Raw genomic sequence first — 22,681 nt, forward strand, 5'->3', positions numbered from 1 at the left:
GGCTGCATTCACACCTCGGGCACATCCCACCCATCGAGTACGAACACAGCCACTACGCTGCCCTCAACCTCAGGCTGCAGCCCGCATAGGAGCGGCAGAGAACCTGGGGTGGTTCACTCCCCGTACGACACCTCCCGCTCACCAAACACCAACGCCGTCGCACCCGGCACCGCCGCCACCTGCGCCGCCACCGCATCCCCAACAGAGACAAACCCCGGCAACCCAACCACCGGCCCCTGCTCACGCACCGACTCGGCCACCAACTCGACCGACGACAACACCTCAACGTCCCCGACAACACCACCAGGATCAGCAGTCAAAACATCAAGCAACGCAACCAGCCGCTCAGCAAAACCCACCACCGTCGACTCATCGAACAGATCGGTGGCGTAGTTGACCACCCCCGACCAGTCGTCGTCCGGCGCCGAGTGGATCTGGAAGGTCAGGTCGAACTGTGCGGGGATCACCGGCGGCCTCACCTGCTCCACGGTGACTCCGGCGATCTCCCATGCTCCGCGGACCGCCGCGGCTCCGGGGTCGACGGAGAGCATCACCTGTGCCAGCGGCGAGAAGGCCTCGCTCCGGACCGGGTCGACGGCTTCGACGACGCTCTCGAAGGGCGCGTCGGAGTGCAGGAAAGCCTCGAGATCGCCGGTCTGCACCTGCGACAGCAGATCCTCGAAGACGGTGTGCGGCGCCACCTGGGCACGGAGCACCAGGGTGCCGACGAACATGCCGACCAGGCCGTCCAGGTCTGCCCCGCCCCGGCCGGCGATCGGTGTGGCCACCGCGATGTCCTCGGTGCCCGACAGCCGGGCCAGCAGCACCGACAGTGCCGCGTGCAGCACCATGAACGGCGTCGCACCGGCCTGTGCCGCCACTGCGCGGATCCGCTCGCCGACCGATCGCGGGATCTGGAATCCGACCTCCGCCCCGGCATACGAGGCGCGGGACGGCCGCGGGCGGTCGGCGGGCAACTCCAGGACGTCGGGCAGCCCGGCGAGCCGATCAGACCAGTACGCCACCTGCCTCCCGAGCACCGATGCGGGATCGTCGGGCGCCCCGAGCACCTCGCGCTGCCAGATCGCATAGTCGGCGAACTGCACCGGCAGCGGCGCGAATCCGGGTTCGCCGCCCTGGGCCCGGGCGGCATATGCCGTCAGCACATCGGCGAGCAGCGGGGCCACCGATTCGCCGTCGGCGGCGATGTGGTGCACCACCACTGCGAGCAGCAGATCGTCGTCGGCGATCCGGTGGACCACCACCCGCACCGGCCACTGCGCGGTGACGTCGAAGCCCGCCGCCACGGCGGCGTCGAACTCGGCGACGGTCCCGGCCTGGATCCAGGGCAGCTGTCCGGCCACCCGGCCGGCCGGGGCGATCACCTGCATCGGCGTCCCGTCCTCGGACGGGAACACGGTCCGCAGGACCTCCTGCCGGATCACCGCGTCGACGATCGCCCGGCGGAAGGCCGCCAGGTCGAGGCGTCCACGCAGCCGGACCACCGCGGGAATGTTGTAGGCCGGGGAGTCGGGATCGAGCCGGTTGATGAACCACATCCGCTGCTGCGCCAGTGAGAGCGGAATCCGGTCGGGCCGCGGCTCCACCGCGGTCACCGGCGGCAGCGCGGCCGGTCGGTCCACGGCCCGGGCCACCAGTGCGCGGACCGTCGGCGCGTCGAAGACGTCCCGGACGCTCAGGTCCACCCCGAGTTCCCGCCCGGCGCGCGCGGTGAGCCGCATCGCCGAGAGCGAGTTGCCGCCCGCCTCGAAGAACGACTGCGTCACGCTGACCGCGTCCAGGCCGAGGACCTCGGCGAAGACTCCGGCGACGGCCTCCTCGGCCGCGTTCTGCGGAGCCTCGAACTCGGTGTCCTGCGCACCGATGTCCGGTGCCGGCAGCGCCTTCCGGTCGATCTTGCCCGAGGCGTTGAGCGCGATCTGATCGAGCAGCACCCACACCGTGGGCACCATGTACCCCGGCAGGCCGGCCGCTGCGCGGGCCTTCACCAGCTCGACGTCGACTGTCGCGGGTGCCAGGTATCCCACCAGATGCTCGCCGCCGGCACCGGCGGCCACGGCCGCGGCGGCATGCACCACGCCCGGACCGGCGGCGAGAGCGGCCTCCACCTCGCCGAGCTCGATGCGCTGACCGCGCAGCTTGACCTGGAAGTCGGTGCGGCCGAGGTATTCGAGGTCGCCGGCAGCGGTCCAGCGCACCAGGTCGCCGGTCCGGTACAGTCGGTCGCCCGGCGCGCCGAAGGGGCTGGCCACGAACCGGTCCGCGGTGAGGTCGGCGCGGTCGGCGTAGCCGCGCGCCAGTTGCACGCCACCGAGATACAGTTCACCGGCCACACCGACCGGCACCGGCCGCAGCCGCGCATCGAGCACCCAGCCGGAGGTGCCCGGCATCGGCTCGCCGATCGGCACCGCGCCACCGGGTGCCAGGCGGGCCGCCTCGGTGTACACGGCGGCCTCGGTGGGACCGAACAGATTGACTACCGGCACGGCGGGCACCGTCGCGGCGAGCCGCTCGTACACGGCCGGCGGCAGGGCTTCGCCGCCGCAGAACACCACCTCGATCGAGCCGAAGGCGGCGCCGGCGGCCGCCCCGCCCTCGGCCGCCAGGACGTCGAGGAACACCGAGAGCAGCGACGGCACGAACTGCACCACCGACACCTGCGCCCGGGCCGTCAATTCGGCCAGATAGACCGGATCGCGATGACCGTCCGGTTCGGCGATCACCGTGCAGCCGCCGAACACCGGCCCCCAGAAGATCTCCAGCACCGAGGCGTCGAAGGTGTACGGGGTCTTGTAGAGCATCCGCGGTGCTCGCCCCGACCTGGGGATCAGCGTGTCGAACCAGTCGAGGAAGTTGTGCACCGCACCGTGCGGAACGGTGACGCCCTTCGGGCGGCCCGTCGAGCCGGAGGTGAAGATGGTGTAGGCGGCGTGGCCGGGCCGCAGCACGGCGAGACGATCGGCATCGGTGATCGGCGCGACCGACAGATCCGCGGGAGACGAACAGTCCACCTCGATCACCATGACGGAGTCGCCCAGCTCGGCGATCACGGCCGGCCGCGGCGCCCCGGCGTGCACCAGCACGATGCGCGCGCCGGCGGTGTCGAGCAGGTAGCGGGCGCGGTCGAGCGGCACGGCGGTGTCGACGGGAACGTACTGCCCGCCGGCCGCCAGAACGCCCTGGACGGCCACGGCCAGCTCGACGGAGCGGTCCAGGCACAGCGCGACCGGAACGTCGGGGCCCACACCCAGTGTGATGAGCTGCCGGCCCAGCGCCGCCGTGCGGGCACCGAACTCCGCGAAGGTCACCTCGCGGCCCGCATAGAGCAGCGCGGTCGCCGACGGAGCACGGGCCACCTGCTCGGCGAAGGCCCCGGCCAGGGTCCCGGCGGGCCCGCTGACCTCGGCCCCCACCGATCGCCGGGCCAGCGCCGCCCGGTCTGCATCCGACAGCAGCGCCACGTCGCCCACCACGGTCTCCGGCCGTGCCGTCAGGACGTCGAGGAAGTGGATGTACCGGCCGGCGAGCGTCGCGATGGACGCGGGCTCGAACAGGTCCGTCGCAAACGAGACGTCGATACGCCAGTCCTGTCCGGGCCCGGCGGTGGACACCACGAAGTTCATGTCCAGCTGGGCGGCCGCGGGCAGTCCGGTCACTTCGGAGATCGCCAGCCCGTCGAGCTGCGCGTCGATCGTCCGCACACCGGCCGCCGGATCGAAGGAGAAGATCACCTGGACCAGCGGCGAGAACGCCTCGGTGCGCACCGGATCCACCGCGTCCACCAGGGTCTCGAACGGCACCTCTGCGTGCGCGAACGCCTCGAGATCGATTTCCCGGACCCGGGTCAGGAAGTGCTCGAACGACTCGTTCAGATCGATCGGGGTGCGCAGGACCAGGGTGTTGACGAACATCCCGACCAGGGGCTCGAGGACGGTCTGTCCGCGGCCGGCGATCGGCGTCCCCAGCACCACGTCATCGGTGCCGGCCAGCCGCCCCGCCAGCAACGCGAACACCGCGTGGGTCAGCATGAACGGGGTCACCCCGCGGTCCCGGGCCGCCGTCTCGACGCGGGCGGCGAGGTCGGCGGGGATCACGAACTCGCACAGGCCGCCGCGGTGGCTTGCCACCGGTGGCCGCGGATGGTCGGTGGGCATCGCCAGCAGGTCGGGGGCGCCGGTCAGATGCCGCCGCCAGAACGCCAGTTGCCGGCCCACCACCGAGTCGGGGTCGTCCGGATCGCCGAGCACCGCGCGCTGCCACAGCGCGAAGTCGGCGAACTGCACCGGCAACGGCGAGAACGCCGGGAGCTCTGCCGCCGCACGTGCGGTGTAGGCGGTCAGCAGATCCCGGACCAGCGGCGCCAGCGACTCGCCGTCGGCGGCCACGTGGTGTACCACCAGCGCCAGCAGCCACTCGTCCGCGCCGCACTGCCACAGCCGTGCGCGGATCGGCCAGGACGTCGTCACGTCGAATCCCGCGGCGGCGGCCGCATACAGCTCGTCCTCGGAGTACACCTCCAGCCAGTCCAGCCGGCCTGCGACATCGCCGGCGGGCGCGATCAGCTCGAAGGGCACACCGTCGACGGCGGGGAAGGTGGTCCGCAGCACCTCGTGGCGGGTCACCACATCGACCACTGCGGCGTGCAGCGCGGGCACGTCCAGCCGACCGGTCAGCCGCATCACGGCCGGAATGTTGTACGTCGACTGTTCCGGATCGAACTGGTTGATGAACCACATGCGCTGCTGTGCCAGCGAGAGTGGGATCCGGTCGGGGCGCGGGTCCACGGCGGTCACCGGCGGCAGCCCGGGCTCGGTCTGCTCGGCGCGCACCGCGAACTCGCGGATGGTGGGCGCTTCGAACAGGTCCCGCAGGTTCAGGTCCGCTCCGAGCGCCTCCCCGGCGCGGGCGATGATCCGCGCGGCCAGCAGCGAGTTGCCGCCCAGGTCGAAGACCGACTCGATCGCGCTGACCCGGTCCAGGGCCAGCACCTCGCAGACGATTCCGGCCAGCAGCTCCTCGGTGCGTCCCTCCGGGGCCACGTATTCGGCTCGGCCGGCCACCACCGGTTCGGGCAGGGCGCGCCGGTCCAGTTTGCCGTTGACGTTCAGCGGGAGCCGGTCCAGGACCATCACCACGTCGGGGACCATGTAGTCGGGAACCTTGGTGGCGGCCGCCGCCTTCACCTGCGCCGGATCCGGCCCGTCCCCGTCGGCACCTTCGCCCCCATCGGAAGATTCCGCCCCGACCACATAACCGACGAGTTGTTCGGGCAGACCGGCGCGTGACTTCACCGCGGCCGCCGCCGAGCGCACTCCGTGACCGGCGAGCAGCGCCGCCTCCACCTCGCCGAGCTCGATGCGGTATCCGCGCACCTTCACCTGATCGTCGGCCCGCCCCAGGAACTGCAGGCTGCCGTCCTTGACCATGGCCACGTCGCCGGTCAGATACATGCGCTGCCCCGGAGGGCCGAAGGGGTCGGCCACGAAGCGGGTGGCGCTGAGCCCGAACCGCCGCTGATAACCGCGGGCGATCTGGTCGCCGGCCAGATACAGGTCACCCGGCACACCGTCCGGTACCCGCGCCAGCCGGGCGTCGAGCACATGGACGGCCGATCCGGTCAGGGCCGTACCCACATCGCTCGCGGTGGTCGCGGCGACGAACTCCGGGGTCAGCTCGCGCCGGGTCAGGTACACCGTCGCCTCGGTCGGCCCGTACATGTTGTTCAGCTGCGGGCCGTAGCCGCCGTCATACTCCCGCCGGTCGGCCAGCCAGCGGCGGACCTGCTCGAAGTCCAGCGCCTCGCCGACGAAGATCATCGTCCGGATCGACGGCGCCAGCGGCACGCGTCCCGGTGCGCGCACGGCCTGCGCCAGCTGATAGAAGCCCGACGGCGTCAGGTTGACGACGGTGGCCTGTTCCCGGTCGAGGACCGCCGCCAGCTGATCCGGCGACCGGGTGGTCATCTGGTCCACCAGGACCAGCCGTCCGCCCCACATCAGCGGCGGCCAGAGCTCTCCCACCGACAGATCGAAGGCGTACGAGTGCAGGCAGGTCCAGACGTCCTCCTCGGAGAAGTCGTACTCGGCGCCGAGTCCCTTCAGCAGCGCCACCGCGTCGGCATGGGTGACGCTCACCCCCTTGGGCATGCCGGTGGTGCCGGAGGTGTAGATGACGTACGCGGCCTGCCTGGCGTCGATGCTCACCGGCTCGACGACGTCCGGCGAGGCGGCACTCAGCGCGGCGACCGTGGTGGTCGGCGCCGGGAAATCCCGCCAGGCGGCGACGGTCTCATCGTCCGTGAGTATCAGGGCCGGCCGGGCATCGTCGACGATCCGTCTCAGCCGATCGGCCGGATGCGACCTGTCCAACGGCAGATACGCGGCGCCGGTCTTGATCACGCCGAGCAACCCGACCACCAATTCGACGGTGCGCGGCAGAGCGACGCCGACGCTCGTCTCCGGACCCGCTCCGCCGGCGATCAGCCCCGCCGCCAACCGGTCCGACCGTTCATCGAGATCGGCATAGGTCAGGCGGCCGCCCGCGGCATCGGTCACCGCGACCCGGTCCGCGAAGCGGACGGCCGCCGATCGGAAGATGCCCGGCAGCGAAGCCAGGTCCGCGCTGCCGCTCGATTCGCTTGCGGCACTGCGGATCCCGGCGATCACCTCGCGGGTCTTCGCAGCGATCTGCTCCGGCGCGAGGCCTGCCGTCGGCAGCGAGCCGGTGACCATCGCACCGACGGCGGCCTCGGTGTCGAGTCCCTGCGCGGCGAGCACGCTCGCAGTCGCCGACACCTGCTGGTTCAGCACGGAGAACGGCACCGGTCCGGCCGCGCCCTCGAAGGCGGTCCGCTGAGGCTCGTGGGCTGCCGCGAAGGCCACCAGGTCCGCCGTGGCCGCGCTATCACCCCAGATCGTGGTGATGTTCACCGTCATCGGTCGGCTGCCTCCCGGCTGATCAGGGTCGACGCCGTGTCCCGGATCTCCCCGAGCAGCTCGCCCAGCGCGTCCGGGCCTCCGGCAGCCAGGCCCGGCGCCAAGCTCATCAGGGCGGTCACCAAGGCGGAGTCCTCGTCCGGCATCGCGGCGGCCATGGCGGCGGCCATCGCCGACAGCGCCTGGAAGCTGACCGGAGCGCCGTCGGTCCCGAACGCGGCCGCCTCGGGCGCCTGCTCGGCGGCGCGGCGGATCAGTTCCGGCAATGACGCCGCCGGCTCCGCATCGGAGTGGTCCGCGCTCTCCTCGGTCCCCGTGCCGATCGGAACGTCGCCGACCACCTGCCCCGGCTCGCCGGCGATCTCGCCCAGGATCCGGAGGTAGCGCTCGACCATCGTGTGCACGGTGGACTCGTCGTAGAGGTCCCTCGCGTAGACGATCTCGCCGCGCATCCCGTCGACGATCGTGCCCTCGCCGATGCCGGCCGGATCCGTCGGGTAGAGCGTCATCCGCAGATCCGCCTGCGCCGCATCCAGTTCCTCCGGCGCCAGCGAAACCCGGAGGCCGTCCAACTCCACGGTCGGGAACTCGAAGTTCTGGAACCAGAACATGACCTGGTAGAGCGGGTTGTGGGCGGTGCTGCGGCTCACCCCGGCGGCGTCGACGATCGCATCGAACGAGACATCGGCATGCTCGATGTCGGTCAGGTCGTCGTGCGTGACGCGGCGCAGGAGCCGATCGAAGGGCTCGGCGACGTCGACCTGCGTCCGCAGCGGCAGCGTGTTGACGAACATGCCGACCAGATCGTCGAGCGCCGGCTCGGGGCGGCCCGCGTACGGGCTGCCGACCACCACGTCCCCGCTGCCGCTCAGCCGTGCCAGCAACACCGTCAGCGCCGTATGGGTCACCGTGAACAGGGTGGAGTGATGCGTCTGGGCGAGCCGCCGCAATTCTGTGACCAGGTGCGCCGGGATCTCGAAGGTCACCTTGCCGCCCTGAAAGCTCGGCGTCACCGGCCGGGGCCGGTCCGTGGGCAGTTCGATCACGTCGGGGACGCCGGAGAGTCTGCGCTCCCAGTAGGCGAGCTGGCGGGCCCGCTCGGACCGGCCGTCCGGCTCCACCGCATCCAGGCGCTCGCGCTGCCACAGCACGAAGTCGCCGTAGTCCACGCGCAGCGGAGTCCACTGCGGCTGCGTGCCGTGCACCCGGGCCGAGTACGCGGTCATCAGATCGGCCGCGAGCGGCCTCGTCGACGCACCGTCCCCGTTGATGTGATGGATGACGAAGACCAGCACGTGGTCGCCGGGCCGGCGCCTCAGCAGCGCCGACCGGATCGGCGGCGCCGTGGTGACATCGAAGCCGCGGCCGGTGACCGCGGCCACCGCCGCCGGCACATCGTCGACGTCGGCCGGTGTCAGATCGAGCCCGGCGAGCACCTCCTCCGCCGGATGGAGGCGCTGCTGCGGATCGTCGCCGACCATCGGGTAGGACGTGCGCAGGACCGACTGCCGTTGGAGGAGATCGCCCAGCGCCGCCCGCAGGGCGGGCTGATCCAGCTCCCCCTCCAGGCGCAGGGCCACCGCGATGTTGTAGGCCGGCGAGTCCGGGTCGGTGCGGTTGACCAGCCACATCGACCGCTGTACCTCGGAGAGCGGGCGGTTCTCGACCTCGGGCCGCGCCCGCAGCCGGCTGGAGTGCTCGTCCCTGGCGGCCGTCTCGAGGTACGCGGCGACGGCGTCCACGGTCGGCGCTTCGAGAACGGTGTGAATGGGGATGCGCCGGCCGGTCACGGCCAGCAGCGCCGACGCCAGCTTGGCGGCGCCGAGGGAGTTGCCGCCCAGCTCGAAGAAGCTGTCGTGCACGCCGACCTGCGGGACGCCGAGCACCTGAGCGAAGACCTCCGCCACCTGTGCCTCGCGGTCGGTGCGCGGGCCTTCGTATTCGGGGGCGCGGTCCGCGTCGAAGTGCGCCTCGGGCAGTCGCCGCCGATCGATTTTGCCGACGGATGTGGTGGGGAACTCGTCGATCACCGTCAGTGCCCGCGGTACGAGATGCCCGGGCAGCACGGTCTTCGCGTAGTCGACGAGTTCGGCGCTGCCCAGCTGTGCACCGTCGTCGAGCACGACGTACGACACCAGTTCCAGATCGCCGCTGGGGCCGGGCACCCCCAGACTCAGCGAATTCTGAACCGCCGGGTGGGCGGTGAGCACGGCGTCGAGTTCACCGGGCTCGACCCGGATACCGCGGATCTTGAGCTGGAAGTCCGACCGCCCCAGGTAGGTCAGCGTGCCGTCGGCCGTGCGGACCACCCGGTCCCCGGTCCGGTACATGCGGCGGCCCGCCGCGAACGGATCGGCGACGAAGGCCGTCGCCGTCACGCCGGGCTTGTGCAGATAACCGCCCGCGAGCTGAAGACCGGTCAGATACAGCTCGCCGGGGACACCGATCGGCACCGGGCGCAGGCCCCGATCCAGCAGCCTGGTCCCCACGCCGGGAATCGCATGCCCGATCGACGGCGGATCGCCCGGCGCCAGCGGGCCGGCCGAGGTGGCCCACACCGTCGCCTCGGTGGGCCCGTACAGGTTGAAGAACCGTGTGCCCGTACCCGCGGTCCAGCGGCGCAGCAGATCCTGCGGGCATGCCTCGCCCGCCGACATCACCGTCTGCAGGCTCGGCAGTGCGCCGGGATCGAGCGTGGCCAGGACGGACGGCGTCATCACCGCGTGGGTCACCCCGCCGTCGGCGATCACGCGCTCCAGATCGGGCCCGGCGAAGGCGTCGGGATCGGCGACGACCAGGGTGGCGGAGGCCCCGACGGCCATCAGCAGTTCGAAGACCGAGGCGTCGAAGCTCGTCGACGCCACATGCAGGACCCGCGACTGCGGCGCCGTGCCGAGCAGCGATCGCTGCGCCGACACCAGATTCGCCACGCCCCGGTGGCTCACCAGCGTGCCCTTGGGCAGTCCCGTCGACCCGGAGGTGTAGATCAGATAGGCGGTGTCGTCGAGGTGCACCGGCCGGGGCAGCTCGTCGACGCGGACCGGAGCCCCGTCCTCGATCACCTCCGGCCCGTCGGCCACCAGCCAGTTCAGGTCACCGGCCGCGGCGGCCTCCTCTGCGCAGACCGCCAGGGTCACGCCGGCCACGGCACCGCTGTCGGCGATCATCGCGGCCCGGCGCTCGGCCGGCTGTCCCGGGTCGACGCTGACGAAGGCGGCACCCGACTTGATCACGGCGAGAATGCTCACCGCCGACCACAGCGAGCGCGGCATCGACACGGCGACCACGGTGCCCGGCCCCGCGCCGCGGTGAAGCAGGGTGCGGGCCAAGCGGTTGCTCAGGGCGCTCACCTCGGCGCTGCCCCACTGCCGGTCCCCCTCGATCATCCGGATGCCGCCGTCGTCGGCCGCCAGCACGATCTCCCGCAGACTCACCGGTTCGGTACCCGTCACCGCGGCCGTCGAGGCGGCGATCTCCTCCGGGCCGAGCAGATCGATCGTGCCGAGGGCGCGGTCGGGGGCCGCCGCCATCCCGTACACCATCCGGCGCAGGTAGCGCCCGATCCGTTCGACTGTTCCGCGGTCGAACAGGTCGGTGGAATACGAGAGCTCGAGCTCCATATGCCCGCCGTCGGTCTCGGCGCCGGCCACCTCCACGGCGGTGAGTGAGAGGTCGTATTTGGCGGCCGGGACCCGGGTGTCCAGCAGCCGGACTCCGTGACCCGCGAACGCCGCACGATGGTCGTCGACCAGGGTCACGGCCGTCTGGAATACCGGACTGTGCGACAGCGAGCGGGTGGCACCGACCTCGTCGACGACCTGCTCGAACGGTGTGCTCGCATGTTCCATCGCCTCGGCCCGGACCGCTGCACTGTGCTGCAGATAGGCGGTGGTGGACCAGTCCGGCTGGGGCCGGGTCCGCAGCGCGACGGTGTTGACGAACATGCCGATCAGCGATGCGGTGGCCGGATGATTGCGGCCGCTGACCGCGGTACCGACCACCACGTCGTCGGTGTCGGCCAGCCGCGCCATCACCGCCGCGAACGCCGCATGCAGAACGGTGAACCGGGTGACCCTCGAGTGTGCCGCCAGCCCACGGATCGCGGCGGTGATCGACGCATCGAGCACCAGGTCCACATAGCCGCCGGAGCCGGAGACCAAGGCCGGCCGCGGACGGTCGGTGGGCAGGGCGAGCACGTCCGGCGCGCCGGTCAGCTGTCCCCGCCAGTAGTCCAGGTCCCGGCGCAGCCGCGAGCCCGGGTCGGAGGACTCGCCCAGCAGACGGCGCTGCCAGAGCGCGAAGTCGGCGTAATGCACGTCGAGCGGCTCCCACTGCGGCGCCCGGCCGCCCGCCCGGGCCGCATAGGCCGACAGCAGATCCTCGATCAGTGTGCCCAGCGAACTGCCGTCGGCGACGATGTGGTGCAAGACCACCATCAGCACATTGCGCGAGGGCCCCGTGCAGTCGTCGCGCACCGCGAAGTGCATGAAGCGCACCGACGGCTCCGCGACCACGTCGAATCCCCGGGACGCCTCGGCGGCGAGAATCCGCGCCAGGTCCTGTTCGCGGACCTCGATCGAGGCGAGCTTGCAGTGCTGTTCGGCCCAATCGGCCGACAGAATCTCCTGGACCGGCTCGCCGTCGACCACCGGGTACCGGGTCCGCAACGATTCGTGCCGGCCGAGCAGATCCGCGATCGCCAGCTGCAGTGCGTCGAGGTCCACATCGGTCCCGGCCGGCATCTCGACGGCCCCGGGAATGTTGTAGGCCGGCGACGAGGTGTCGACGCGGTTGATGAACCACAAGCGGGTCTGTGCATGCGACAGCGGGATCCGGTCGGGCCGCGATCCGGAGACCAGCGCCGGCACCTCGCCGTCGGCCATCGGCCGGACCGCCGCGACCAGATCGCTGACCTCCCGGCCCGCGAAGACATCGGACAGCGACAGGTCCAGGCCGGATGTGGCCCGCAGCCGGGCCCGCAGCCGGGCCACGGTGAGCGAATCCGCGCCCAGTTCGAAGATGTTGTCCGAGAGCCCGATCTGCTCGGCTCCGAGCAGATCGCGGAGGATCTCGGTCACGGCGAGCTCGGTGGCGCTCTGCGGGGCCACGAACCGGGCGGTGCGCGCGGGTGGCGCGGGCAGTGCCGCGCGATCGAGTTTGCCCACCGCGGTGGCCGGGAACTCGTCGAGGACGACCACCGTCGACGGCACCATGTACGTGGGCAGGCGCCTGGCGCACCACAGTTCCAGATCGTGTGCGATCCGGCCGGACTCGTCCTGACCGGCGTCACCGGTGAGCCGCACATAGGCGACCAGCGACGGGAAACCGGTATCGGTGCGCACCACGGCCGCGGCGGCATCGACCTCGTCGGCTTCGAGCAACGCCGCCTCGACCTCGCCGAGTTCGACCCGCTGACCACGCAACTTGACCTGGAAGTCCGTCCGGCCCAGGTATTCGATGGCGCCGTCGTCGTTCCAGCGGGCGATGTCGCCGGTGCGATACATCCGGGCGCCGGGCGCCCCGGGGGCGGCCACGAAACGCTGCGCCGTGGCAGCCGCGCGGCCGAGATAGCTCATGGCCAGCTGCGGGCCGGCCACATAGATCTCGCCGGGCACACCCACCGGGACGGGCCGCAGATGCCGATCGAGGACCCGCACCCGCACATTGGCCACCGGACGCCCGATCGTGACCTCGCCGTTGAGGACCGCGGCCGTCGCGTCGACGACGGTCTCCGTCGGCCCGTACACGTTCACCACCCGGGCCCCGGTGAACAGTCGCTGCGCCCGCGCCGAGTCCACCACGCTCAGCCGTTCGCCGCCGGAGAAGAGCAGCCGCAGCGCGGGAAGCGGATTCCCGCCGCGCTGTTCGGCGACCTCGAGGAAGACGTCGAGCACCGTGGGCACGAACTGCGCCACGGTGACCTGCTCGGCGCGGGCGAGATCGAGCAGGTAAGTGGGATCGGCGTGCCCGTTGCGCTCGGCCACCACGATGCGGGCCCCGCAGACCGGCGGAACCAGCAGTTCGGCCAGCGACGCATCGAAGCCGACCGGGGTCTTGTAGAGAATCGCGTCGGCGCCGTCGAGCCCGAAGGCGGTGTGGTTCCACGACAGGAAGTTCGCCAGGGCCCGACGCTGCACCACGACGCCCTTGGGGACGCCGGTCGACCCGGAGGTGAACACGATGTAGGCGGGATAGTCCGGCGGGACCGGGGTCAGCCGGTCCCACTCCGGGGCGAGGTCGGTGGGCGTGGTGTCGAATCCGCGGTCGGCCAGCCATTCCCCGGTCACCCGGACGCGCGGCTCGGCGATCGCCGCGATCAGATCGCGCCGGGCCTGCGGCATCGCCGGGTCGAGGGGCAGGTACACCGCTCCGGCCAGCAGCGCGGCATAGGCCGCGATCACCTGCTGCGGTCCCCGGTCGAGCTCCACGCCGACCACGTCGCCGGGTCCGACGCCGGCCGCCTGCAGCTCCGCCACCAGTGCGAGCGTCCGGTCCGCCAACTGCTTCCTGCTCCAGCGAACGCCGTGGAAGACCATCGCGACCGCGTCGTCGTCGACACTCATCGTGCGCCGGAAGGCGGTGGCGAAATCGGTCTGTGCTGGGTCGTGCGGGACGGCCGGCCCGAGTTCGCGTTCGGCGAGCGCCCCGGCCTCACCGGGGAGCAGCGGGTCGATCCCGGCGACCGGCCGGTCGAGGTCGCCGACGAAACGTTCGACGAAGGTCATCAGCCGGGTGTGATGCCCGGCGATCTCGTCGGCCGAGTACAGGTGGGGGCTGCCGTGCAGCTCGAGCCGGATCGGCGCGTGCGGATCGGACCGGTAGAGCAGCAGGAGCAGATCGTCGAGGATCCCCACGGTGATCACGCGGTAGTCGGCGTCGGCACCGTCGATCTCGAGCGGCTGCTCGAAGAACATCATGTTCACGCTGGGACCGAAGGTCAGCGCATTGTCGTCGAGACCGGCATCGCGGCGGATGTCCTCGCTGCGGTACCGCTGGTGGCGCAGAGCGCCGAGCATCTCCAGCTGCACGACCTTGATGAGGTCGCGGATCGAGAGGTCCCGGACGCCCTCGACCCGGATCGGAACGATGTTCGACAACATGCCGCCGGCGTTCTTGACCGCAGCGCTGGCCCGGCCGGTCACCGGGAGGCTGAGCGCGATGTCGTCGCTGTCGGCCATCCGGGACAGGAAGGCGCTGAAGGCCGCCGACAGGATCATCGCCACCGAGCTGTTCAGCTCCCGGGCGAGACCGTCGAGTCTGTGCTGCAGATCCGGCGAGAGCACCTCGCCCGCCGTCTCGTTGTCGAAGGCCAGAGGAGCGGCCGTCTGGTGTTTGGCCAGGGTCACCGGCTCCGGAAAGTCGGCCAGCCGTGATCGCCAGTAGTCCCGATCGCGTTCGCGCCGGGTGCTGGTCTGGTACGCGTTCTCGTACTCCACCAGTTCGGCGACCGACGCAGGCGTCTTGACCTGCCACTCCTGCCCGCGCCGGCGTGCGTTGTAGCTTCCGACGATGCTGCGCACCAGCGTCTGGGCGCCGTAGCCGTCGAGCACGATGTGATGCGCGCGCATGTACCAGAGGGTGCGCTCGTCGGAGATCCGCAGAAAGGCGTTGACCACGAGCTTGTCGTCGACCAGGTCGACCGGGCGCCGGTAGTCGTCGTTCATCCACGCCAGCGCGGCGTGCTCCGGATCGTCGACCGCGCGGAAGTCGTGGGTCTCGGCGTTCAGGTCCAGCTCCAGGTCGACGTACTGCATGGGTACCCCGTCGACCTCGGTCAGCCGCAGGAACGGCGACTCGAGCCGCTGCGCCTCGGATTTACAGCAGTCGCCCAGCAGGGTCAGATCCACGCCGCCGCGCGCGTGGGACATGTCGATGTACTGGGCGATGTTGACCGAATACCCGTCCGACAGGTTCTCGGCGAACCACATCCCCCGCTGTGCAGTGCTCAGCGACTGCAGCGCACCGGTCGCTGTCGCTGTCCCCGGTCGCCCCGCCGCCCGTACCGCGCTGCCGTCGTCTGGCACCCGTCACCTTTCTGCATCGTCTCAGCCGCGCCCCCGACCTCGCGTGCAGTGTCGCCTCGTCCACAGTTACTCCGCTGTCTCCAAGACATATCGGTGTCACACGACGTCGAGGTTACTAGTGATCGGGACCACAATGCCCTCTTATTACCTCACCGATCACAGACTGCAACAGATTGCAGCGTCGCTGACCTGCGCTTTCGGTGCAGCGACCACGGCATATACCGGTTGCAGAATCAATCGATCGGTTCAGCGCATATCGGGCGAATCAGCGGCCGACAGCAGCGCGGCGATAGCCGCGCAGGGCCGGGTAGCCGAGAACTGCGGCGATCCCGGCCGCCCAGCCGGCCACCTTCCACAGATCCGCGGCGAGCGGTCCACCGGCCGCCATCGCCCGCATCGCGTCGATGGCCGGCGTCATCGGCTGGTTCGCCACGATCGGCTGCAGCCAGCCCGGATACTGATCGATCGGACAGAACCCCGAATTGAAGAACATCAGCAGGGTCATCAGCAGGCTCAGGTACAGCGCGACCGGCACGCCGGCCGGAAGATTCACCGCGAGCGCGAGCGTGAGCACGGCGAAGGCCAGGCCGAAGACCACGGCGACGGCGAACAAGCCGATCGCCGGGCCGACGCCCTGGGTGAACCGGAATCCGATCAGGTGCCCGGCGGCGACGAGCACAGCCGTGGTGATCACGATGCGCAGCGCCTCGGCGGCCAGACGTGAGCTGAAGTCGGCCATCCTGTTGATCGGCATCACCCACAGGCGGGCGAGGACGCCGTTCTGGCGCTCCAGGTTGAGCTTGACCGCCGCGACCATGCTGCCGTTCATCGCACTCACCAGAATGATCAGCGGCACGGTGCCGAAAGCGCTGTCGGTCCCGGTCGCCTCCCCGACCACGTCGCCGAGCACCACCTTGAACATCAGCATGGTCACCGCCGGCATCAGGATGATCTGCGCCAGGATCGGCCACTCCCGGCACACCACCAGCAGCTGCCGGACCGTCAGCACCCACGTCTGCTTCAGCCAGCCCCGCAGCGACCGCTCCGAGGCCTGCCGGTCGGCGACGGCGAAGGCCCCGGGACCGACGCTCTGGGGCAGACCCGTCCGGGTGGCGGTAGCGGTCATCGTCCCCTCCGCACCGCGATCGTGAACAGGACGCCCGCCAGAACCAGCAGTCCGGCCAGCCAGCACAGCGACGGCCAGAAGGCGTGCCAGGTCAACGCGCCGTCCTGGGCCAGCCGGATCGACGCGACGAACTGCGAGATCGGCTGATTGCGGACGAAGCCGCGGATCCACTCCGGGAATCTCTCCGTCGGCACGAAACCGTTGGAGAGCATGCCCAGGATCAGGGTCGGGAAGTACAGCACCTGGCTGGTCATGGCCGGACTCGACGAGACCAGCCCGATGGCGTCGGCCACCGCCGCGAGCACCAGCCCCACGGCGCCCACGATGACCACCGCCAGCAGCGCACCCGACCACCCGCCGCCGCCCTGATCGACCGCCGACGGCCGCCAGCCGAGCAGCACGCAGGCGATCAGCCCGCAGACGAGTGCGACGCCGAGCAGCACGAGATTGGTCACCATCCGCGCCGACGCCGGCACCAGGGCGGGCATCGGCATCACCCGGAACCGTTCGCTGACGCCGAAGTGCCCGTCGAGCGAGGAGCGCATGGCCGCCGACGACGCCACGAACGACATCGACTGCAGCATGATGATCGGCATGAGGAACTGCGCATAGTCCACGCCCAGGGTGTCCATGACCTTGCGCAGCGGCACGAAGAAGCACACCGCGAACATCGCCGGCGAGAGGAAGGCGAAGAGGAACTCGCCGTTGCGGAGCACCTGGGTGAGGCCGCGGACCGTCAGCACCCACCACTGCTGGGCGGCACTGAGCCGTCCGACGGGAAGGTCGAACGACAGGTGCTCGCCGGCAGGCACGCTCACACCGGTCATGCGTCGTCGACCTCGGTCAGTGCCAGGAAGGCCTCGTCGAGCGAGGGCTTCCGGAGGCTGATGTCGGCCAGCGGGATCTGCGCCTGTTCCACACAGCGCAGCACCTCGCTGAGCGTCTGCGCGCCCTCCGGCGCCGGTACCGCGACCCGCCCGTTCTCGGAGATCGCCTGCAGCCCGAGCTGAGCGCTCAGCTTGGCTTTGAGCCTGGGCAGGTACGCCGGGTGCGCCGGCGTGAGCTCGCAGTACGCGGCCCCGGTCTGCTCCTTGAGCTCGTCGGCGGTCCCCTCCGCGATCACCCGGCCCTTGTCGATCACCACGATCCGATCGGCCAGCAGGTCGGCCTCCTCGAGATACTGCGTGGTCAGCAGCACGGTGACCCCGACCTCACGCAACTGCTCGACGAGGTTCCAGACGTCCTGCCGGCTGCGCGGGTCCAGTCCGGTGGTCGGCTCGTCCAGGAACACCACTTTCGGCTCGGTGACCAGACCGCACGCGATGTCGATGCGCCGGCGCATACCTCCCGAATACTCCCGGACCTTGCGGTCTCCGGCCTGGGTCAGACCGAACACCGCCAGCAGCTCTTCGGCACGCCGCTTGGCGACGGACTTGCGAAGACCGAGCAGCCGGCCGAACATCACCAGGTTCTCGCGGCCGCTGAGCGCCTCGTCGAGTGCGGCGAACTGGCCGGTGAGCATGATCGAGCGCCGCACCGCGGCGGTCTCGCCGACGATGTCGTGCCCGGCGACCTTCGCCGAGCCTCCATCCGGCCGGAGCAGCGTGGTCAGCATGTTGACGATGGTCGTCTTGCCGGCACCGTTCGGTCCGAGCAGACCGAGGATCCGGCCCTTGGGCACGCTGAAGCTGACCCCGTCGACGGCCACCATGTCCTTGAAGCTCTTGCGGAGACCGACGACCTCGATCGCGAGTTCGTCCGACGCCGCGACGGAGGCCGGCAATGCGGGAAAGGCGACCGTCTCCGGCTCGGGCTCCACCGGTTCGGCGGGCCGCTCGGGGGGCGCCGCATGCCGTCCCGGCCCCGGCGCGATCACACTCCAGTACTTCTGGTCCGGCTCCGGCCGGTGCGCGCCCACGGGCATACCGGCGTCGGCGATCGGTTCGGCGCGCTTGAGCCTGCGCTGGCCGCCCGTCGGGAACTGACGCGACGGCACCATGGGCACGTCGACGGGAAAGACCGGAGACGGCGTCGTCCGGCCGGAGCCGCCGGGTGAGCGGCCCGGGTCGTCGGGTCCGCGGGTGACGGCGGGGGCCGGGGCGGCCGCGTCCAGCGATGCGCGCCACTGCTTGAGTTGGTCGGCCGCCGTATCGACGTCCGCCGCCCAGTCGCCGGGGTCGGCGTGCCGGGCGGACGGTACACCCGCCGCCGGCTCGGCTCCCGTGGTGCTCCGCCGCTCACTGGTGGCGACCTCGTCCTCCGGCATGGCGTCCCATCTGTCGACTCGGCGATCGGCGCAGCCGACCGTCATTGTCCCGATCCTCTGGTCGGACGGAACCGGCCCTAGTGCTTATCCGTCCCCGCAGCACCGAGTGTTTCACTCCGGACGGCCGAAATCGCTTGAACAGCCAGGATCGGCCGGCCCGGCGTTCAGGGCGGACCGACCTCCACCAACCGGGTCCCGGACTGTTCGTGCACGGTGATGATCGCGATCTGCTCCCGGCCGGGCGGCAGAATCCGGGCGGTGACCCGCCCGTGCTCGAGGCGTTCCAGTTCGTCGATCAGCGTCACCGAGACGGCCTGCACCGCCCGTGCGCGTTCGGTGTCGGGCAGGCCGTCCAGGCCGCCGTCGTCGAGCAGGGTCACCGTGAGGCCGCGCCGGCGCGCCTCGCCGACCATCACCGCCAGCACCGGCGAGTCCAGGGCCGGCGCGCGGATACCGTCGCGCAACCGCGCCTCCAGCAGGCGGGCCTGAGCCACGTCGCCGTCATCGAGGTCGCCGCCGTCGGCCATCCGCTCGATCAGCGGACGCACCTGCGCGTTGATCCGGTCCAAGCGGGTACGCCGGCGTGCACTGGCCTGGCGCTCCTGCCCCACCCGGGTCCGCGACCGCGAGCGGGACTGCTGCAGCAGACCGATCTCACCGGCCATCAGCCGCACGCCCACTCCGGCCACGGCCACCACCAGAAACATCGACAGGGCCACCGGAGGCACCGCCAGACGGAGCCAGTTCTGGTAGTCGGTGTGCGCTCCCATGAGCAGCCCGACGGTCAATCCTCCCGCCACCGCCGCGACGGCCACCGCGGTGTGACCGCGGAAAATGAGGAAGAGCAGCACCAGCAGCACACCGGAGATCATCGTGACCGTCGCGCTCAGACTGTCCGGCTCGCCCACCAGCAGCGCACCCCAGCGGGCAGCCACCGCTCCCACCGCGGCGACCGCCGCCCCGACCGCACCCGCATACGACGGCACCTTCTCCCAGAGGAAGACCTCCATCACCAGTGCCGCACTGATCAGCACCGCGCACAGGCCGACGAGCGTCCAGTACGCGGCCGGCGACCGGCTCGGATCCGGGGCGAACGGCACCACCGCCAGCTGCGCGATCGCACACAGCGCCACCGCCAGCCGGACGCCGCCCCACGCCGAGATCGCGCGCATCAGGTCCTGCTCCACTGCACCCGCACCCGGGTGCCGGTGCCCAGTTCGGTGCGGACCGCCGCCGAACCTCCGGGAAGCTGTTGCATCCGTCCCTCGATCGCCACGGCCAGACCCATCGCCGTCGGCCGCACGGATGCCGGGTCGAAGCCCGGGCCGTCGTCGACGACGGTCACCCCGAGCACACCGTCGCCGAGCACGATCACCGCGAGGATGCCGGCCTCCGGCCCCGCATGCCGCAGCGCATTGCGCACCGCCTCCCCGGCGGCATCGGCCACAGCGGTGACGGCCTCCCGGGGGTAGCGCTCACGCGGCGCACTGAGATCCTCGACGATCTCCGGGCGGTCGCCGTACTCCGTCACGGCGGCACGGAGCCGGCGCAACGCCGCCTCAGCCGACTGTGTCGCCTCGGTCTCGTCGTCGGCGTCGTCGTGCCAGGAGTCGATGGTGTCGAGCACCCCGCGCGCATAGGCCTGCGCGTCCGGGTGCACCGGACCCGGCCGGATCGAGTTGAGCAGGGCGATGATCTGATCGTGGACCAGGGCGTCGATGCGCGCCTCCTCCCGGCCGCGCCGGCTGTGCCAGGAGTCCACTTCCAGCGCATGAGCGGTCCGCTGCTGCTCCCGGTCGTACCGGTCGGCGGTCATCATCATCAGCCGGGTCACGGCGACGTACACGATGCCCACTGCCACGGCCCAGACGATCTGCGCCGCCCCGTCGACCGTCATCGCGCCGTAGACGGCCACCACCACACACGTGGTGCCGACGACCGAGGTGACCACGACCGCGGCCAACGCCCACCGGTACCGCCGGGCGAGCACCAGGATCAGCGCCGACATGTGCAGCGTGATACCGGGCATCACCGGCTGGGCGATCAGCGCGCTCTCACCGGTCTCACCGTTGCGGGCCAGCAGGAACAGCGCCGCAAGAACGGGCGCGGCCACCGCGGCGATCGCACCGACCACCAGCAGCAACCGCTGGCACCCCGTGGCCGCGACGACGAGCAGCAGCACCGCCGCGATCAAGGGTGCGCCGGAGTACACCCAGCGCCACCACGCGACGTCCACCAGTCCGTTGCGGCCGGCCGCCTCGAAGGCGGCCCCGGCGAACGCCAGATAGCCCACCCCCAGCAGCCCGGCGAAGAGCCGCTGCATCTTCCCGGCGACCCCGTCGGCCAGGCTGCGACGCAACCGGACCGCCAGCGCGCCCGACGCCTCACCCGCCGCGTCCACAGTCACCACGATCACTGATCTTCCCATGTGCGGGCTTCGCCCGACGGCCCAACCACCGGCACCGGACGCACCGATGCCGCCGGCCCGGCTCCCCCGAGGGGAAGCCGGGCCGGCGGTTGTTGCTGTGCGGCGAGTGCCGGAGGGACCTTACTTGGCCTTCTCCAGCACCTCGACCAGGCGCCAGTGCTTGGTGGCCGACAGCGGGCGGGTCTCCATGATCCGCACGCGGTCGCCGATACCGGCTTCCTCCTGCTCGTCGTGCGCCTTGACCTTGCTCGTGGTCCGGATGATCTTGCCGTACAGCGCGTGGCGCTTACGATCCTCCAGCTCGACCACGATGGTCTTCTGCATCTTGTCACTGACGACGTAACCGATCCGCTCCTTGCGGCGGTTGCGCTCTTCGACGTTCACGTTCTGGTCCTCACTCATGCGTCTTCACCTTCCGGACCCGACGCCAGGCCCAGCTCGCGCTCGCGCATGACGGTGTAGACGCGCGCGATCTCGCGACGCACGGTCCGCAGTCGGCGGTTGTTGTCGAGCTGGCCGGTGGCCATCTGGAAACGAAGGTTGAACAGCTCTTCCTTCGACTCCTTCAGCCGCGAAACCAGATCATCGTCGCTGAGCTCGCGGAGCTCAGACGCAGCGATTCCGAGTGCCATCAGAACTGCTCCTCTCTGGTCACGATCCGGGTCTTGATGGGGAGCTTGTGCTGCGCGCGACGCAGGGCCTCGCGAGCGATCTCCTCATTGGGGTAGGTCATCTCGAAGAGCACGCGGCCCGGCTTGACCGGGGCGACCCACCACTCGGGCGAACCCTTACCGGAACCCATGCGGGTTTCGGCCGGCTTCTTCGTGATCGGGCGGTCCGGGAAGATGTTGATCCAGACCTTGCCGCCACGCTTGATGTGGCGGTTGATCGCGATACGAGCGGACTCGATCTGACGGTTGGTGATGTACGCACCCTCCAGGGCCTGGATGCCGTAGTCACCGAAGGTGACCTTGGTGCCGCCCTTGGCCTGACCCTTCAGGCTCGGATGGTGCTGCTTGCGGTGCTTGACCCGACGAGGGATCAACATTGCCTCAGCCCTCCTGGTTCTCGGCCTGCGCGGGCGCAGACGCGGTCGCGGGAGCGTCGGCAGCCGTGGCCTCGGCGGCCGCGGAGCGGCCGGCCTCGGTACCGGTCGCGGTGGTGCCCGAGGCACCGCTGCGACGCGGACGGCTGGGACGACGCGAACGACGGTCCTCGGCGGCCGGAGCGGCCGCAGCCAGCTCGCGGCGTCCGCCGACGATGTCGCCCTTGTAGATCCACACCTTCACGCCGATACGGCCGAAAGTGGTCTTGGCTTCGTAGAGCCCGTAGTCGATGTCGGCACGCAGCGTGTGCAGCGGGACGCGACCCTCGCGGTAGAACTCCTTGCGGCTCATCTCAGCACCGCCCAGACGACCCGAGCACTGGACCCGGATGCCCTTCACGTTCGGCTGACGCATGGCCGACTGGATCGCCTTGCGCATCGCGCGGCGGAACGCCACACGGTTGCTCAGCTGCTCGGCCACACCCTGCGCCACCAGCTGCGCATCCGACTCGGGGTTCTTCACCTCGAGGATGTTCAGCTGGACCTGCTTGCCGGTGAGCTTCTCCAGCTCGCCGCGGATGCGATCGGCTTCGGCGCCGCGGCGGCCGATGACGATGCCCGGACGGGCGGTGTGGATGTCGACGCGGACCCGGTCACGGGTGCGCTCGATCTCCACCTTGGAGATGCCGGCCCGCTCGAGGCCGGTGCTCAGCAGCTTGCGGATCGCGACGTCTTCCTTCACGTAATCCGCGTACTGCTTGTCGGCGTACCAACGCGAGTTCCAGTCGGTGGTGATGCCCAGACGGAAGCCGTGGGGATTGATCTTCTGGCCCACT

General features: G+C 70.7%; 11 protein-coding genes. All 11 read right to left on the minus strand.

The window, feature by feature from the left end:
* Positions 1-113: 113 nt before the first annotated feature.
* The 11 genes from ACJMNC_RS07890 to rpsC all read right to left on the minus strand — a co-directional run bounded on the left by ACJMNC_RS07890 (position 114) and on the right by rpsC (position 22,680).
* The gene (locus ACJMNC_RS07890; RefSeq protein WP_408947397.1) at positions 114-6,956 is read right to left on the minus strand and encodes an amino acid adenylation domain-containing protein; all 6,843 of its coding nucleotides are present in this window, start codon (positions 6,954-6,956) and stop codon (positions 114-116) included.
* Positions 6,953-14,980, minus strand: coding sequence for an amino acid adenylation domain-containing protein (locus tag ACJMNC_RS07895; protein WP_408947398.1), 8,028 nt, complete (start codon positions 14,978-14,980; stop codon positions 6,953-6,955). The genes ACJMNC_RS07890 and ACJMNC_RS07895 overlap by 4 nt, the downstream gene beginning before the upstream one ends.
* Before the next feature lie 265 nt (positions 14,981-15,245).
* Positions 15,246-16,106, minus strand: coding sequence for an ABC transporter permease (locus tag ACJMNC_RS07900; protein WP_408947399.1), 861 nt, complete (start codon positions 16,104-16,106; stop codon positions 15,246-15,248).
* Positions 16,103-16,933: an ABC transporter permease gene (locus ACJMNC_RS07905; protein WP_408947400.1), complete on the minus strand. Its 831-nt coding sequence runs from the start codon at positions 16,931-16,933 to the stop codon at positions 16,103-16,105. The genes ACJMNC_RS07900 and ACJMNC_RS07905 overlap by 4 nt, the downstream gene beginning before the upstream one ends.
* Entirely contained in the window at positions 16,930-18,417 is a 1,488-nt protein-coding gene (locus tag ACJMNC_RS07910; RefSeq protein WP_408947401.1) for an ATP-binding cassette domain-containing protein, read from the minus strand. The genes ACJMNC_RS07905 and ACJMNC_RS07910 overlap by 4 nt, the downstream gene beginning before the upstream one ends.
* A gap of 119 nt (positions 18,418-18,536) precedes the next feature.
* On the minus strand, positions 18,537-19,544 hold the full coding sequence (locus ACJMNC_RS07915; RefSeq protein ID WP_408947402.1) for a hypothetical protein: 1,008 nt from the start codon (positions 19,542-19,544) through the stop codon (positions 18,537-18,539).
* The gene (locus tag ACJMNC_RS07920; RefSeq protein ID WP_408947403.1) at positions 19,544-20,788 is read right to left on the minus strand and encodes a sensor histidine kinase; all 1,245 of its coding nucleotides are present in this window, start codon (positions 20,786-20,788) and stop codon (positions 19,544-19,546) included. The genes ACJMNC_RS07915 and ACJMNC_RS07920 overlap by 1 nt, the downstream gene beginning before the upstream one ends.
* 132 nt (positions 20,789-20,920) lie before the next feature.
* The gene (gene rpsQ / locus ACJMNC_RS07925) at positions 20,921-21,202 is read right to left on the minus strand and encodes a 30S ribosomal protein S17 (RefSeq protein WP_408947404.1); all 282 of its coding nucleotides are present in this window, start codon (positions 21,200-21,202) and stop codon (positions 20,921-20,923) included.
* Entirely contained in the window at positions 21,199-21,432 is a 234-nt protein-coding gene (gene rpmC / locus ACJMNC_RS07930) for a 50S ribosomal protein L29 (protein ID WP_408947405.1), read from the minus strand. The genes rpsQ and rpmC overlap by 4 nt, the downstream gene beginning before the upstream one ends.
* A complete protein-coding gene (rplP, locus tag ACJMNC_RS07935; protein ID WP_408947406.1) occupies positions 21,432-21,848 on the minus strand; it encodes a 50S ribosomal protein L16 in 417 nt (138 codons plus the stop codon). Before rplP ends, rpmC begins: the two co-directional genes overlap by 1 nt.
* A gap of 4 nt (positions 21,849-21,852) precedes the next feature.
* Positions 21,853-22,680 carry a 30S ribosomal protein S3 gene (gene rpsC, locus ACJMNC_RS07940; RefSeq protein WP_408947407.1) on the minus strand — a complete coding sequence of 276 codons (828 nt, stop codon included), beginning with the start codon at positions 22,678-22,680 and terminating at the stop codon, positions 21,853-21,855.
* Between the last annotated feature and the right edge of the window lies 1 nt (position 22,681).

This window comes from Gordonia sp. VNK21, assembly GCF_046098115.1.
Taxonomy (GTDB): domain Bacteria; phylum Actinomycetota; class Actinomycetes; order Mycobacteriales; family Mycobacteriaceae; genus Gordonia.

Coding starts and splice junctions, on each gene's coding strand:
- ACJMNC_RS07915 (WP_408947402.1), bottom strand. CDS start 19,544: ATGCGCGCGATCTCGGCGTGGGGCGGCGTCCGGCTGGCGGTGGCGCTG.
- rplP (WP_408947406.1), bottom strand. CDS start 21,848: ATGTTGATCCCTCGTCGGGTCAAGCACCGCAAGCAGCACCATCCGAGC.
- ACJMNC_RS07905 (WP_408947400.1), bottom strand. CDS start 16,933: ATGACCGGTGTGAGCGTGCCTGCCGGCGAGCACCTGTCGTTCGACCTT.
- rpsQ (WP_408947404.1), bottom strand. CDS start 21,202: ATGAGTGAGGACCAGAACGTGAACGTCGAAGAGCGCAACCGCCGCAAG.
- rpmC (WP_408947405.1), bottom strand. CDS start 21,432: ATGGCACTCGGAATCGCTGCGTCTGAGCTCCGCGAGCTCAGCGACGAT.
- ACJMNC_RS07890 (WP_408947397.1), bottom strand. CDS start 6,956: ATGACGGTGAACATCACCACGATCTGGGGTGATAGCGCGGCCACGGCG.
- ACJMNC_RS07900 (WP_408947399.1), bottom strand. CDS start 16,106: ATGACCGCTACCGCCACCCGGACGGGTCTGCCCCAGAGCGTCGGTCCC.
- ACJMNC_RS07910 (WP_408947401.1), bottom strand. CDS start 18,417: ATGACGGTCGGCTGCGCCGATCGCCGAGTCGACAGATGGGACGCCATG.